The sequence below is a fragment of the Olsenella sp. oral taxon 807 genome (assembly GCF_001189515.2).
GTDB lineage: Bacteria > Actinomycetota > Coriobacteriia > Coriobacteriales > Atopobiaceae > Olsenella_F.
The window spans coordinates 2,857,316-2,872,698 of record NZ_CP012069.2 but is presented as its reverse complement, the minus strand read 5'-3'; the positions used below and the strand labels follow the sequence as shown (position 1 = coordinate 2,872,698).

Sequence of the window (15,383 nt, the reverse complement as noted above, 5' to 3'; positions counted from 1 at the left end):
ACGTGCCTCGCACGGGTGCACGACGCTTGTATCACCTGGGGTACCTCACGGCGAGACCAACGGGGGAGCCGCCGAGGGGTTATCGACTGTGAGGTCGAGGTTTCATCAAAGTCCCTTCTCCTTGCCTGCAGATGGGGGTGACGTCGGTGCCGTACTGCCCGCGCCACTCCTGCGGTCGATTGTACACGCGTACATGGCAAGTTGGGTCGTAAAACTGCGCATGCGCACGAGGGTGATACGCGCGAGGGTGATGCGGGGTAAGGCGACGGGGTGTTGGGGAGGCGGGAGGGGGCGACGATAGCCAATCTCTGGCTGATAGCATGCTGATGGATGCGCTACCATGAGAGGAAGTCCGTGTCAGCGGGGTTAGCTACGGGGCGGCGCTTGATGGGAGGCAGGCATGTTTTGTGAGAGCTGTGGGGCGTTCGTATCAGAGGGACAGCGGTTCTGCACGCGCTGTGGCGCGCCGATGGAAGCCGTGCAAATGCCAGGTGCCGCTAGTGCGCAGGTACCGGGCGTCGCCGGCTCACCGGACCTTACACAGTCGTCCGCAGTCCCCGGCCCCACAGCCGTCGCGCAGCCGGCGCCTGCCACTTCGCACAGACGTCGAGCTCTGTTCATCATGGCGCTTGTCTCCTCAACCGCCGCGTTGGCGATAGCGTTGGCTATCTTTGTCGTACCCCGCCGCGCGCGCTACCGTTACTTCGTGTCGCAGGAGCTGGGAGGTGTCTGCCGGATCGAGGAGGGCAAGACGGACGTCGAGCTCATCCGCCCGCTGCCGCAGCTGGCGCAAGACGGCCTAAGGACGCCCACCTGCCTTGCCGAGGGAGATGGGCGCGTCTACTTCGTAGAGACGCAGGCATCCCCGCAGCAGCAGGACTGCTCCTACCATGTGCACTGCATCAACGAGGACGGTGGAAACGACACAACCGTCTTCGACGCAGGCTCGGACGAGGTCATCGACCTTTATGCGCGCGATCGTGAGCTCTATGTCGTCGGGCGGCAGTATGGAGGCTCTGATGGGACGTCGCACGTCATCTGGTCGATGGCGGAGGACGGCTCTAACCAGCGGACGGTCTATGACGCGTATGGCGAGGCCGTGGTCCTCAACGATCGGCTGTACTTTGTCCAAGGCAAGGATCGTGACTCCCTGAACACGCTCTGCTCGTCGAAGCTGGACGGAAGTGACGTCAAGCAGCTCTATGTGAGCTCGTCCATAACCATTCGAGCACTGGACGCCCATGATGGCCGCATCTGCTTTGTCGAGGATGACTACGGGACGCCAACGTCCCTCATGTCCATCGCGCCTGACGGCTCCGACGCGAAGGCAGCATATCACTTTAACCCTGTGGACGCGTCGGATGAGGATCAGATCAACTTTCTCGGTAATGTGGTCTACGCGAATGGCAGGGCGTACTTCACAGGTAAGGTCGTGCGCGACGCGATCATCGCGCACCTGCGCATTGTGCCGCTCGAGGGCGGTCCGATGCGTACCGTTCCCTTGCCCTGCGATGCCTGTGGTGGTATCGACATCGAGGATATCGGCACGGGGCTGGTCGTGACGATGCTCAACTATAACGAGACGAGGCACACGAGGGTCTGCCTGATGGACTATGACGGGCAGGTGCTCCAGATGGACCCAACCGCACGGTCGGCGGGAGACGGAGCAGATGCGCGTCTGGGGGCGAGCGCGGTCGGCCTCGGAGCTGACGACACGCAAGACGCGGCCCATGCCGACAGCATGCTCGGCATGGCGGTCGATGGCCAGGACTACTTCTTCTCTGCCGCAAAGAACGGGTTTTGCCGCATCGCGAAGGACGGTGCCGATCCAGAGCGCATCCTATGGGTGGACTGTACGAAGGCTGACGAACCTTTTGCCTGGGACTTCAGTAGAAGTGGGGACCGACTGTTCTTCTGCTGGGCCCATGACTTCTACCTTGATGAGGGGGGAAGCGGGATGCGAGGATCGTACGACGTCTGTAGCATCAAGCTCGATGGCAGCGACAGGAAGACTGTCTTTGCATCCGGCGCGGGTGGCTCGACCGAATACGTGAAGGATGCCTACATCTTTGATCACACGCTTTATGTTGTAGTTAACATCGATGAGCATGATGCAACGCACAGGATCCTTGCCATGGACGAGGATGGGGCAAACCAACGGGTTCTTGGTACCGTATCTGGCTCTAACGTGACGCTCACCAGAGACAAGGCCTACTTCGTCCGCAATAAGAGTACCGGTAACACGTCCTCACCCAAATCCACAGGGACGCTCTATTCGCAGAACCTGGACGGAAGTGATGTTCGCGAGCTGTACACGAACGAGTGGGGAGATATAGGGGTCCCTATGGTCTCTGACGGTTGCGTCTGCTTTACGGAGGGGGGCGATCTTCGCGGCGAGGATGGGTCTGCCGTGATCAGCATCGCACTTGAGGATGGCTGCGCGTTGAGCGTGTACCATGCGACTGGGAGTGAGGGGGTGACGCTTCGGGCGGTGGCCGCAGGTAAGGCGTACATCGAGGTGAAGAAACGTGGCGAGCTCACAGAGCCCTCAAAATACCGGTTCGTGCCCGTGGGCGGCAAGTTTACGACGGACATACCCCTGCCCGAAGGGTACTACCATGCCGAGTTCGCCGACGCGGGCGACCACCTGATCGTGATGGGCTCGGGACTGATGGAGAACACCGGGGTGCCAAACACGGGCACGTATGTGTGTGCGGTAAGCTATGATGGCAAGCTGCTCAAGGAGTACGTGCGCGGGCAATAGCGTCTGCGCGGGCAGTAGCGTCACGTCGTTTGGCTGAAGATCATCCCCCCCATGCCGCGCGCAGCGTGGGCACCCCGCTGCGCGCCAGACGACCGAGGACGTCATTATCACTCGTGCTGGTTGTCACTCGTATTGGTGATGACGGCCGAGAAGTCACTCACTGACGCGAAGCGAAAGTTGCCGTGGGCGCAAAACTTCTGTTCCTCTCGTCCCTTCTCGCGCGGATGGGCTCCATCGTTGGGGTAGGCTCGCTCCAAGGCCAGCTGTGTCGTGCTATGTGGGTGTGCCTGGGGTTGCCGATGAGCTCATCGTGCAAAGATTCGCGCTCATCTACGCTATAATGTGATTGTTCTGCGAAGTAAATAGAAAATTAGTGAGGCCGGACAAGTCCCATGGTGGCCCGCAGCCCTGGCTTCCTTGGGAAGGATGGGGGAGCTTGGCCATGGGCGCGATGAAAGACATGCTCAAGCGCGAGAACGTGCAGATCGTCGACTCCTGTGAGGGCTGGGAGGACTCGATCCATGTCGCAGTGCAGCCGCTGGTGGATGGAGGCTACGTCAAGAGTGAGTACATAGACGGCATTATCGAGAATGTCCATACGTTTGGCCCGTACTTTGTCCTTGCGCCCGACCTGGCACTGCTGCACGGCCGCCCCGAGCAGGGCGTCATCAAGCAGCAGCTTGCCGTCACGATCTGTCGCGCGGGCGTCGAGTACAAGCCAGGAGAGCCCGTGCGCGTGCTCGTCACGCTCGCTGCGAAAGATCCCGACTCTCACATAGACGTGATGCGTATCCTCGCCATGATGTTTGCGGATCCCGCAAACATCGAGAGGGCCGCGACGGCGGCTGACGCAGACGAGGTGTACCAGCTGTTCGTTGACTGTGACACCTAAGCAAAGATCAGCCGTGGAAATCGGGTGGCGCGTGTGACAACAGCTTAAAGGAGGAGCACATGGCTGCACTTGGCTTTATCATCAACATCCTGTCGACCCCGGCCATACTGGTTGGCCTCCTGGCCCTGCTGGGCCTCTGTCTGCAGGGCAAGCCAGTCGAGGACGTCATAAAGGGCACCCTCAAGACCATCGTGGGCTTTCTGGTCCTCTCTGCGGGATCCGCCTTTCTGCAGTCTGACTCGCTGCTCGCCTTTGGCGAGGTCTTCAACTTTGCCTTTAACATGCAGGGGGTTGTCCCCAACAACGAGGCCGTCGTCGCCGATGCCCTCACTACCTTTGGTACCGCCTCGGCCATCATCATGGCCCTTGGCATGGCGCTCAACATTGTCCTCGCGCGCTTCTCGCGTATGCCTTACATCTTCCTGACCGGTCACCATACGCTCTACATGGCCTGCATGCTCGCCGTCATCCTCGGCGGTGCCGGCAGACTTGTGGGCGTCGAGCTGTACGTTGCCGGGGGCTGCCTGCTTGGCCTGATCATGGTTCTTTCGCCCGCGTATTGCCAGCTCACCTATCGCAAAGTGACCGGGGGAGACGCTATCGCGCTTGGGCACTTTGGTGGCATCGGCTACTGGCTTGCCGGTCAGGTGGGTCGACTGTTCTCTACGAACAAGAAAAGCACGGAGGAGATCAGCTTTCCAAAGCGCCTTATCTTCCTGCGCGACACCACTGTTTCCATCGGCCTCACTATGGTGCTCTTCTTTCTTGTCGTGACCGGCGTCGCCGTTGCTCGCGGCCTTCTGAGCGCCGTCCCCGCCGGTATCACCGCCGATGAGCTTGCCTTTTCCTATCCCCAGTTTAAGCACCTTGCGGTCCTGCTCAACGTGGGGCAGGAGACGACCACCAACTGGGTCGTGTGGTGTGTCATCTCTGGCCTCTCCTTTGCCGGTGGCGTCTACATCATCCTCTCTGGCGTTCGTCTGATCATCGGTGAGATCGTACCCGCCTTCAAGGGCATCGCCGACAAGCTCGTTCCCGGCGCTAAGCCGGCGCTCGACTGTCCTGTCGCCTTCACGTACGCGCCCAACGCCGTGATCATCGGCTTTTTGAGCTCGTTTGTCGGCGGTATCGTAGGCCTGCTCATCCTCATCGGCTGCAACGTCGCCTTCCCCGTCGCCCTTATCCTGCCGGGCGTCGTTCCCCACTTCTTCTGCGGTGCCACCGCTGGCGTCTTTGGAAACGCCGAGGGCGGATGGAAGGGTTGTGTTGCCGGTGCCTTCGTCCACGGACTGCTCATCACCTTTTTGCCTGCCATCTGCATGCCCGTCTTCACGCAGTTGGGGTATGTCGGGACGACCTTCTCGGATGCCGACTTCTCTTGGATGGGCATAGCCTTTGGCAATGTGGTTCACGTTGCGGGTGGCCTGCCGCTCGCTCTTGTGTGCGTGGCCCTCTACCTCCTTCCCATCGCGTATAACCTCGTGGCTCCCAAGAAGGGGAGGAAGCAGGAGGAGACGGTCGAGTAGGGTGCGTGTTTGCCACTCGCGTCTTTGCCATTTGCGCTTCTCCACAAGAGGCGAACGGTGGCCGATAAGCTCGACTTGAGCGATGTTAAAGTGGCTAGAATCAAGGTATCGTCACTGTGTGGCGCCGGACATATGGCTGGCGCTGCCCAAGAGAAGGAGTGCGTCATGGCAATTCGTAAGATCATGTGCGCATGCGGATCGGGGTTGGGCTCCAGCCTCATCGTTCACATGAACACCGAGGAGATCGTCAAGAAGCTCGGACACCCCGAGATAGAGGTTGATCACACCACCGTCTCGGACATCAACCCGACATCTGCCGACCTCTTTGTCGTCGGCGGGGATCTTGCCGACTTCGTGGCGGGTGTTCCCGACGAGAAGAAGCTCGTCCTTAAGAACATCGTTGATAAGGTGGAGCTAGAGGAGAAGCTCAGGGCCCACCTCAGCTAGGCAAGCGGGTTCTTGCCCACAGGGTTTCCGCCTTGTGGCGGCCCGTATTGCCAGCCCGTACTGCCGTTTAGCCCCGCCCCACAGCTTCGTGGGACGGGGTAGTGACCAGACATACGGTGAGCACTACGTGCGGCTCACCGCTAGAACTGGACCTGCGGCGCCTGTCGGGCAGAGGCGTCCGTAACCTCAAAGCCTTGGCGAACCTTGAACTTGCTGCCGGCAACGACGTTGCCGGGGAAGGTCTCGATGGCGTTGTTGTACATGAGGACGCAGTCATTGAAGCTCTGCCGCGCGTAGACGATCTTGTTCTCGGTGTCGGTCAAATTTCTCTGGAGATCCTGGAAGCTGGCATTGGCCTTGAGGTCAGGGTAGCTTTCGGCGACGGCGAACAGCGTCTTGAGCGTGTTGGTGAGCATATTGGAGGCCTCCATCTTGGCCTCGGGGGTGCTCGCCTCTGTCACGGCAGCGCGCGCCCGCGTTACCGCCTCGAGCGTCTTGGACTCATGGCTCGTGTAGCCCTTGACCGTGTTCACGAGGTTGGGGATGAGGTCATTGCGCCGCTGGAGCTGGGCATCTATGGTCTGCCACGCGTTGTCGCAGCGGTTGTCCTTGGTTACGATGTTGTTGTATATCGAGATGAACCACACCGCCAAAGCCGCGACGATCGCAACAATGATCAGAATGACAACAAGCATGATATCCTCCCTCTGCCAAGCCACCGATACGGTCCGGATGGTCGACTTAGTACTGCCGGACAGTATACCCTGTTGCGCTCTCTTCGGGCAATGGGGCCGGAGCGACAAGGCGCGCCCTTGGCGCACGGCCGCCTCACAGCAGGTGCTCGTGCCCGCGCAGGTAGAGGGCCTTGGCTCCGAGCGACGTTGCGCAGTAGCCCGTGGGCATGCAGTCGAGTGGCGCGACGTAGACGGATGCGGCTGGGTATGGCGGTGCCAGGCGTATGATGGCGGAGGGGGAGGGATTCGAACCCTCGGAACGGGGTTACCGCTCGACGGTTTTCAAGACCGCTGCATTCGACCACTCTGCCACCCCTCCGCATGAGCACAGGCTATATCCTACAACATATCGGAGGGCGTGGCGAGGAGGGGTGTTAAGGATGCGAGCGCAGGAAGACGAGTTCTACATGCGCATGGCCCTCGACGAGGCGTGCGCTGCGGCAAGGGAAGGCGAGGTGCCCATAGGCGCGGTCGTGGTGTACGAGGCGGCGCATGACCCTGCAAGCGACGCCTACATAAGCCCCGAGGACCCTAAGGGCGCGTGGGAGCAGGCGCCACCCCCTCGTGTGTTGGCGCGGGCCCACAATCGCCGCGAGCTCGACAGGGATCCCTCGGCCCACGCCGAGCACCTGGCCATGGTTGCGGCGGCCCGTGCGCTGGGGCACTGGCGCCTTGCGGGCTGCACAGTCTACGTGACGCTGGAGCCCTGCCTCATGTGCGCGGGGCTCATGGTGAACGCCCGCATCGACCGCTGCGTCTATGGGGCGGCGGACCCCAAGGGAGGGGCGCTTGGATCGCTCTATGACCTGAGCCGTGACGAGAGGCTCAACCACTCCTTCATGTTGAGGTCGGGCGTGCTCGCGGACGAGGCGGCACGACAGCTGCGCGACTTCTTTCGCAGGAGGCGCGCGTCGCGCCCGCCCGGCGCGTCCTGCGGCGCGTGAGGAAGGGGGCATGCGCGGCCCGGCGCGCTCAGCACCGGCTTCCCTCCCGGGCGCCTCGCCGCGGCCGGATGGCGGGCAGATGCGCGGCACGGTGGCGCGAGGGCCATCGCGGGGACGCGGGGGGGCTTGCCCGGGGCGGGCGCGGCCTCACCGTTTCACCATCCGTCGGCGATTGGGCGTCCCATTGCCGCAGACAGGAAAAACCAGTGACTTTCTAGATTTCGTAACGTATAATCAGGAAGGTGCTGAAGGTGGGGCCCGGGGGCGTGAGCGCGCCCACGGGCCCTGGGGCGAACCCCCTATATGGACGGAGGAAGCTATGGGTGCGACGCGGCTGGCGGCCAAGGGAATGTTCGTGCGGGGGGGGTTCTCTGAGCCACTGCGTCTCCCGTCCCTGCCTGCGGCTCTGGCCGCCGTCCTTCTGACCCTCGCCCTCGCGCTGAGCGCGACCCCGGCGCGGGCCGAGGTGAAGAAGGGTACCATCGGCAAGGGCTGCTCCTACACGCTCGAGGACTCCGGCAAGTTCACCATCTACCCCACGGACGGCGTGTCGGGGGAGATGGCCCAGGTGCATAGTGATCTTTCTTATCCAGCAGGACAACTTATCAACCATGATGTCGTTAGGTCGATATGCATAAAAAAAGGGGTAAAGGCGCCCGAAGACGCTAGCCTCCTCTTTTATGACCTGCCTAACATGGTCTCTGCGGACCTCTCTAGCCTCGACACCTCTAGGGTCACAAACATGTCGAGCATGTTCGGTATGTGCCGTTCGCTCACCTCCCTCGATATATCCGGCTGGGACACCTCGCATGTTATGCATATGTACCAGATGTTTAGAGATTGCCACTCGCTCAAATCCCTCGATATCTCCGGCTGGGACACCTCCAGAGTTACGGAGATGGAGAATATGTTCCTTGGCTGTACCTCGCTCACCTCCCTCGACCTCTCTCGACTTAATATCTCAAGTGTCGTGAGCATGCATCACATGTTCGATAACTGCACCTCGCTCGCCTCCCTCGACCTCTCGGGCTGGGACACCTCGCGGGTTACGGGCATGGGGTACATGTTCGCCGGCTGCGAGTCGCTCAAGTCGCTCGACCTCTCCCGGCTCGACACCTCGCAGGTCACGGATATGAGATGCATGTTCGCCGGCTGCGAATCGCTCAAGTCGCTCGACCTCTCCCGGCTCGACACCTCCAGGGTCACGGACATGAGCGGCATGTTCGCCGGCTGCTCCTCCCTCGTCTCCGTGGACCTCTCGGGCCTCGACACCTCGAGCGTCACCGTTATGGATGAGATGTTTGGCAGCTGCTCCTCACTCAAAGAACTCGACATTACAGGCTTTAACACCTCTAGAGTTATCAGCATGTCTCAAATGTTCTACGGCTGCTCCTCGCTCTCTTCTCTTGATCTCTCCAATCTGGATACCCTAGAACTTCACGGTGCAGCTAGGTACGATACGTTCGATGGCTGCTCCTCGCTCTCGTCCATAACGGTGGGAGGGAAGTGCGGGGGCATCACCACGGGACGAAGCCTCGCCTTCGAGACGCGGTATCATTCACCTGAGACGAGGCATGAGCGGTGGTTCTCCGCGCGCGACCGCAGGTGGTTCACGGTTGAGGAGATCTCGTCCGACCGCCAGGGCATCGCGGACACGTACACGAGCTACGAGACGGGCGGCGGCCGGACTCCCAAGGAGGGGGGCTCCCGCTACAGGCTCGGGAGCGTCGTTATGGGGCTCAACGGCAACACCTTCGACGTCCTCACGTGCGAGAAGACCATAGACGTGCAGGCGGGCTACACCACGTTCACGCTCAGGGCGACCCCCCTCAGGTACAACGCGGACGTGGCGGGCTACCGCCTCTACCAGAAGGTCGGGACCAGTAAGGCCGGAGGCGGCGTGGGCGGCGGCGGTGGCTCCTCGTGGGGGCCGGCGCCCGGCGACGACCTCTCCGGCGTGCTTGGGGGTGAGACATACGAGATCGCGACGGCAGACGCCGGCGGCGACTTCGGGACGCTATCCTACTCCAAGTTCATGGACCCGGCAGGCAGGAACAGCAAGCTCTACGTCCGCATGGTGGACGCCGCCGGCAAGACGCTACACGAGGAGCAGGTCCTCATCTCGGTCAAGAACTCATTGGCGAAGAAGGCCAGTTCCATCTCCCTCGTCCCTGGCGAGCTGGAGTTCGATTTCGGGGACAAGTTCCCCTTCCTGAGGGGCATGAAGCTTCCCGTCGCGAAGGGCCCGTTGACGTTCAAGCTCACGGGGGACGGCAAGTATCAGATTGGAGTCAACGTTGACATAAATGACAAGGATAGCGATAACATTATTCGCATCCTTAGTAGCGACAAGCTCACCGAACAGGCTCTTAGCAAGGCCATGAAACAGACACGATCGAAAAAGGGCGGCTCTAAGGGTGACACGCTCACGCCCAAGTTCAAGTTCGTCGGCTTTGCCGAGATGGACGTGAACGCGCGGACCGCCGAGGGCGTGGTCACGCTGTCGGCGGGCTTCGAGCACAAGGGCGCGCAGACGCAGTATCACTTCGCGGTCGTGGGGTTCTCGACGTCCGGTGAGATAGGCGGAGGGGTCAAGCTCAGGCTCAGGCTCCTGGACGGGGGCGGGGCCCGGATCATCGACGACGGGCTGAACTGGCAGCTCAAGCCGAAGCTGAAGGGCGAGCTGTACGCGGGTGCCGGCCTCGCGAACGTGGCGAGCGTGGGCGTGTGGGGCAGCCTGGGTCTCGAGGGCACCATGACCATGCTCCCGTTCGCGCGGCAGGGACTCGACGAGCTCTTTGCGGAGGGGAAGGCCGGCGTCAAGGGTGAGGCCCTCGGCAGGGACATATTCCGCGTGACGGTCCTGGACGGGAAGACCTACCTGTACAAGCGGGACATGGACAGCTCGGGGAAGCCCAGGCTCACGCTGCTCTCGGAGTCGTTCGACGCCGCCGTGACCCAGGCGCTCACGGACGTCGACTCCAACAGGGCGTACCCGCCCGTCTCGCGCGATCGCGTGGACGCGGGCGCCCCGTGGCTGGGCGGCATCCCGTCCGGCGGCGACGGGCACGCGGGCGCGAGGCTGCTCGCGTCCAAGGTCTACCCGCAGACCGACGTGCAGCTGTGCGAGGTGGAGGGAGGGGCGCTCGCGGTGTACGTCGCGGACGACCCGTCCCGCGCCTCGGGCGACCGGAGCCGCCTCGTGTGGACGCGCTATGACGAGGCGTCTGACTCCTGGTCGGAGCCGCGCCCCGTGTGGGACGACGGCACGGCGGACTTCACGCCCAGCCTCGCGCCCGACGGCAGGGGCGGCGCGCACGTGGCGTGGTCCAACGCCAGGGGCGCCATCGCCGACGGCGCGACGCTCGCCGACGTCGCCAGGCGGCTCGACGTCGCGTACGCCGCGTTCGACGCCCGGACGGGCGCCTTCGGCCCGGGCGAGTTCGTGACGGACTCCGACGCCTCCCTCGAGGCGAGCCCCGAGGTCACGGACGCGGGGGGCGGCCCCGCCATAGCCTGGCGCACGAACCGCGCCGACGACGTGCTCGGCATGGGGGGCGGACACGAGGTCCTCTTGGCCGCGAGGTCCGGCGGCGCGTGGTCGCGCCAGGTCGTCGCGCGATGCGACGGGTGCGTGACGGGGCTCGCCGCGGGCGCGCTCGACGGCAGGCCGACGGTGGCGTGGGCGACCGACGAGGACGGCGCTACGGCGACGACGGGCGACTCCAGGGTGTACGCGTCTGCGGGCGGCGGCGAGCCCGTCTGCGTCGCCGACGCAAATGCAGCGAACCCGCAGTTCGCGACCGCTGGCGGCGCCGGGGCGCTCGCCTGGTGGCACGACGGCGACCTCTGCTTCGCGACCTCGCTCGGTGGCGAGGCCGCCACGGCCGAGGGCGTCCTGCCCACGAGCCTGTACAGGCTCACCGGCGACCTCGCGGGCGACGCGCTCGCGAGCTTCGCCGTGGCGGGCGACGGCACGTGCGACGTCTGGGGCGTGAGGCGCACGTCCGACGGCTGGGGCGACAGGGTCAGGCTCACGGGCCTGGGCGAGTCGGTCTCGTTCTGGGACGCGGCCATGGTCGGGGGCGACCCGCTCCTTGCCCTCTCCACCGTCAGGTACGGTGACGCGACCGGCCCCACCCCTCCCGAGACGGGAGAGGCGAGGCTCTGGAGCACGCGCGGCAGCAGGGCACGGTTCGCCACGCTCGACGACGTCACCTTCGACGAGTCCGAGGCGCGACCGGGCGAGGCGCTCCCGCTCACGGTGGGCGTCACGAACGGTGGCGGCGCGACGCTCGACTCCTGCACCGTCGAGGTGAGGGACGAGGGCGGTAAGGTCGTCGCGACCGAGGAGGTGGGCCTTGGCCTCGCACCCGGCGCGAGTGGTGAGGCCAAGGTGAGCGTGACCCTGCCGGACAGGCTCGACCGGGCGCTCACGTACAGGGTGAGCGTCGCGCCCGCAGAGCCCGGCTCCGAGGGGCGGGAGGTCACCGTCGGCGCGGCCCACCTCTCCGTCAGGGCCGTCGCGTCGATGGACGGGGGCGCCGAGACCGTGACGGCGACCGTCACGAACCGAGGGCTCGTCGCGTCCGCCGCCGGCAGGGCAATCTTCTATAACCCCGAGCTGGGAGGCGAGCTGGGGACCCTCGACCTCCCCGCCATAGCCCCCGGGGGAAGCGCCGTGCTCTCCTGCGCCGCGCCTTCGGGCAAGACCTTCCTGGACGATGGCTCGGTGGGCGTGGGGGTGCGCCTGGAGGTGGGTGACGGGTCGGCCGACTACGGCGACTCGAGGGGCCTTGCGGGCACCTGGGGCGACGGCATCGACCGGAGCCTGCTGGACAAGCCCGACCCCGACAAGCCGAAACCGGACGAGCCGAAGCCCGACAAGCCGAAGCCCGACCCGGACAAGCCGAAGCCGGATCCCGACAAACCGAAGCCGGATCCCGACAAACCGAAGCCGGATCCCGACAAACCGAAGCCGGAGGAGCGCGACGTCTCCAAGGCGTCCGTGGACGCGATACCGGACCAGGCGTGGACGGGCTCCGCGGTGGAGCCCAGGCCGACGGTCAGGCTCGGCGGCAGGACCCTCTCCGAGGGCACCGACTACGTGCTCTCCTTCAGGGACAACACGGACCCGGGCACCGCGACCGTCACGATAGAGGGCAGGGGCTCCTACACGGGCGCGAGGGACGTCACGTTCAGGATCGTGAGGAGGGACGAGCCGAAGCCCGACCCGGGCAAGCCACAGCCGAGCCCGGACGGGCCCAAGCCGGAGGAGCGCGACGTCTCGCGGGCGTCCGTGGACGCGATCCCCGACCAGACCTTCACTGGCTCCCCCCTGGAGCCGAGGCCCGCGGTCAGGCTCGGCGGAAGGACCCTCTCCGAGGGGACGGACTACGCGCTCTCCTTCGGGGGCAACGAGGGCATCGGCACCGCCACGGTGACCGTCACCGGGAAGGGGGCCTACACGGGCGCCAAGTCCGTCACCTTCAGGATAGGATTCTCGGACGTTCCGGCCGGGCACTGGGCCCTCGCGGAGGGCGCCGGCGGGGAGAGCTACCTCGCGGCGGTCGTCAGGATGGGGCTCATGACGGGCTACGGGGACCCCGCCACGGGAAGGCTCACGGGCCGCTTCGGCCCGGAGGACGGCGTGACCCGGGCGCAGGTGGTGACCGTCCTCTACAGGCGCGCGAACCCCGGCTCCACGGACACGACGACGGGTGCGCACGCGGAGAACGCGACCTCGCTGTCCGACAACGAGTCGGGCCAGTACTACACCGCCGCCGTGAACTGGGCGGTCCGGACGGGGGTCGTCACGGGCTACACGGCGGGCCCCGACGCGGGCAGGTTCGTCCCCGACAGGGAGATCAGCCGCGAGGAGCTGGCAACGATGGTCCACCGCTTCGCCGCCCTCGAGGGCGCCAGCGACTCGGTCCCCGACTCCGCCTACGGGGGCGCCCCGGACGCCGGGGACGTCTCGGGCTGGGCGAGCGGGCACGTGGCCTGGTGCTACGCCCACCAGGTGCTGACGGGTCACGCCGACACCGGGCTGCTCGAGCCGCAAGGCACGGCCACCCGCGCCCAGATGGCCAAGATGGCCGTCCAGACGATAAAGGCCATGGGGAGGTAGCGCCGCCGGACGCTTCCGCTGGGGCCGCGCCCGGGGGTGACCCCGGCGCGGCCCTCTGCGCGCGGCGGCGCCAGCGGGCGGCATGGCAGGAGTGCCGTTCGCCGCCGCTGGGCGCGCGCGAGGTTCTCGGCGACTGCGGTTTGCCGTCCTGATGAGTGCCGCGGTCCCTCGTAGCGCGCTTTCGGGTAACCACCACGAGGCGGGATGTGCTTTTCCGTGAGTGCCTGCGGCCAGAATGTGCCTTTCCGTAGAGTGCGCCTTTCCTCACCTGGGCAAACGTAACATCGCCTTACGGAAAGGCGCGTTCTGCCTCAGCGTCCTCACGAGAAAGCACAGTTTGACCTGGCGCTTCACGGATGCCTTATATGAAGGCGCGCGCCGCAAGAGAAGTGTTGCCGCCAAGCCATTGGCGCTGGGACCCCAGGTCCGTTAGTCATCACGCACGCTATATGGGGTGCGTCCACCAATAAGTCTCCGTGTCACTACGAGGATAGGTGACGAGCCGGCGCTAACAACGACGAGAGGTGCATGGCCCGAAGCTGCAGGTGATGGGTGGCAGGAAGGCAGCGCACTCTATGGTATAAATAAAGCTTTGTGAACCCGTGTGGGCAGGCGGTCATGTCACTGCCACGGCACCGTGGGCCCTATGCCCGAGTGCCCGGAACCCGCGCAGGCTCACGAGACCTCTACACCTTCGAATCGAAGAGAACATGCGTTCTTGTCCTGTGCTATGGTAATGGCAGGAAACGGAGGCGGACAGAAGGGCGGTGGTCGGATGGCACAGGCGAGGCGGGACATGGGCGAGCTGAGGCCCATAGACGACCTGATGTTTCGGGTGATGGCGAGGGACGAGGCCTTCTGCGGGGAGCTCCTGGGGGTGCTGCTCCAGGACAGGGGGCTCACGGTCGTGAAGAGCACCCCGCAGTCCCACGTCACGAACACGCGGGGCCGCTCGGCGGTCCTCGACGCCCTCTGCGAGCTCTCCGACGGCAGGCTCGTGAACGTGGAGGTGCAGCGCGCCGACGATGACGACCTCCAGAGGCGGGTGCGCTACTACGCCTCGCTCGTGACGACCGACAGGACGCCCCCGGGCGCGCGCTTCGCCGACGTCCCGGACGTCTGCGTGGCGCTCGTCTGCGAGTTCGACCCCCTCGGGGAGGGCTGCCCGCTGTATCATGTGGACAGGGTCGTCAGGGAGGGCGGGCGTGCGCTCGACAACGGCCTCGAGGAGCTCTACGTGAACGCCCTGGCGAGGGACGGCGGCGAGGTCTCCGCCCTCATGAGGGTGTTCGTCGAGGCCGAGGCGTACGACGAGGCGCGCTTCCCGGAGACGTCGAGGGTGAAGAGAAGGCTCAGGGAGACGGAGGAGGGGCGAGAGGACATGGGCAGCGTCATAGAGGAGATCCGAGAGGAGATCCGCGCGGAGTGCATCGCGGAGGGCATCGAGACGGGCAGGGCCGAGGGCAAGGCCGAGGGCATCGCGGAGGGCAAGGCCGAGGGCAAGGCCGAGGGCAAGGCCGAGGGGACGCTCGAGACGCTCGTCCGGCTCGTGCGCGACGGGCTCGTGAGCGTGCAGGACGCCGCCACCTCGGCGGGGGTGGACGCCGACGAGATCAGGCGCACGCTCGCTGCGGAGGGGTGAGGCCGGCCGCAGGGGGTGACGCGCCCCACCCGCCGGCGGCCGGAGGCTGTCGGGGCCCGCACGAGCGTGCCGTGTGGCCCCCGCCCTCATGAGGGTGTTCACAGAGGCCGAGGCGTACGACGAGGCGCGCTTCCCGGAGACGTCCAGGGTGAGGCGGTGACCTGGGATTTTACCAAGTGCAGCTATCACAGGGGCGTCACTGCATGTCACCCCTCCTCGTCGTGTGTCTGCGGCCCGCGTTCCTTGGTCGAGGAAGGTCGTCTGCCTCGTCATGCGAACCCCCTCGAAAATTGCCTCGAAATAG

8 protein-coding genes and 1 tRNA gene are annotated in these 15,383 nt (G+C 64.8%); 7 read left to right on the top strand and 2 right to left on the bottom strand.

All coding sequences use genetic code 11. The features are described from left to right. Window positions 1–622 precede the first annotated feature (622 nt). The 4 genes from ADJ70_RS12475 to ADJ70_RS12460 all read left to right on the top strand — a co-directional run bounded on the left by ADJ70_RS12475 (window position 623) and on the right by ADJ70_RS12460 (window position 5,629). Window positions 623–2,764 (top strand): DUF5050 domain-containing protein, encoded by a 2,142-nt coding sequence (locus ADJ70_RS12475; protein ID WP_050341903.1) that lies wholly within the window; start codon window positions 623–625, stop codon window positions 2,762–2,764. Between the two features lie 442 nt (window positions 2,765–3,206). Then, complete coding sequence (locus ADJ70_RS12470; RefSeq protein ID WP_050341901.1) at window positions 3,207–3,656, top strand: PTS sugar transporter subunit IIA; 450 nt, start codon at window positions 3,207–3,209, stop codon at window positions 3,654–3,656. Between the two features lie 59 nt (window positions 3,657–3,715). After that, window positions 3,716–5,182: a PTS ascorbate transporter subunit IIC gene (locus ADJ70_RS12465; protein WP_050341899.1), complete on the top strand. Its 1,467-nt coding sequence runs from the start codon at window positions 3,716–3,718 to the stop codon at window positions 5,180–5,182. 165 nt (window positions 5,183–5,347) lie between these two features. Further along, the gene (locus ADJ70_RS12460; RefSeq protein WP_050341897.1) at window positions 5,348–5,629 is read left to right on the top strand and encodes a PTS sugar transporter subunit IIB; all 282 of its coding nucleotides are present in this window, start codon (window positions 5,348–5,350) and stop codon (window positions 5,627–5,629) included. A 140-nt stretch (window positions 5,630–5,769) separates the two neighbouring features. On the opposite strand, the gene ADJ70_RS12455 is transcribed toward ADJ70_RS12460, so the two are convergent. Together ADJ70_RS12455 and ADJ70_RS12450 are read right to left on the bottom strand one after the other, a co-directional pair. After that, the gene (locus ADJ70_RS12455; RefSeq protein ID WP_050341895.1) at window positions 5,770–6,324 is read right to left on the bottom strand and encodes a LemA family protein; all 555 of its coding nucleotides are present in this window, start codon (window positions 6,322–6,324) and stop codon (window positions 5,770–5,772) included. A gap of 267 nt (window positions 6,325–6,591) precedes the next feature. Beyond that, window positions 6,592–6,682: transfer RNA gene (locus ADJ70_RS12450), tRNA-Ser, on the bottom strand. A gap of 61 nt (window positions 6,683–6,743) precedes the next feature. Between ADJ70_RS12450 and ADJ70_RS12445 the strand changes: the two genes are divergently transcribed. The 3 genes from ADJ70_RS12445 to ADJ70_RS12435 all read left to right on the top strand — a co-directional run bounded on the left by ADJ70_RS12445 (window position 6,744) and on the right by ADJ70_RS12435 (window position 15,079). Continuing rightward, complete coding sequence (locus tag ADJ70_RS12445; RefSeq protein WP_050341893.1) at window positions 6,744–7,307, top strand: nucleoside deaminase; 564 nt, start codon at window positions 6,744–6,746, stop codon at window positions 7,305–7,307. A gap of 319 nt (window positions 7,308–7,626) precedes the next feature. Then, a complete protein-coding gene (locus tag ADJ70_RS12440; RefSeq protein ID WP_062393151.1) occupies window positions 7,627–13,437 on the top strand; it encodes a BspA family leucine-rich repeat surface protein in 5,811 nt (1,936 codons plus the stop codon). 775 nt (window positions 13,438–14,212) lie between these two features. After that, window positions 14,213–15,079 carry an Rpn family recombination-promoting nuclease/putative transposase gene (locus tag ADJ70_RS12435; protein ID WP_050341888.1) on the top strand — a complete coding sequence of 289 codons (867 nt, stop codon included), beginning with the start codon at window positions 14,213–14,215 and terminating at the stop codon, window positions 15,077–15,079. Window positions 15,080–15,383: the final 304 nt, after the last annotated feature.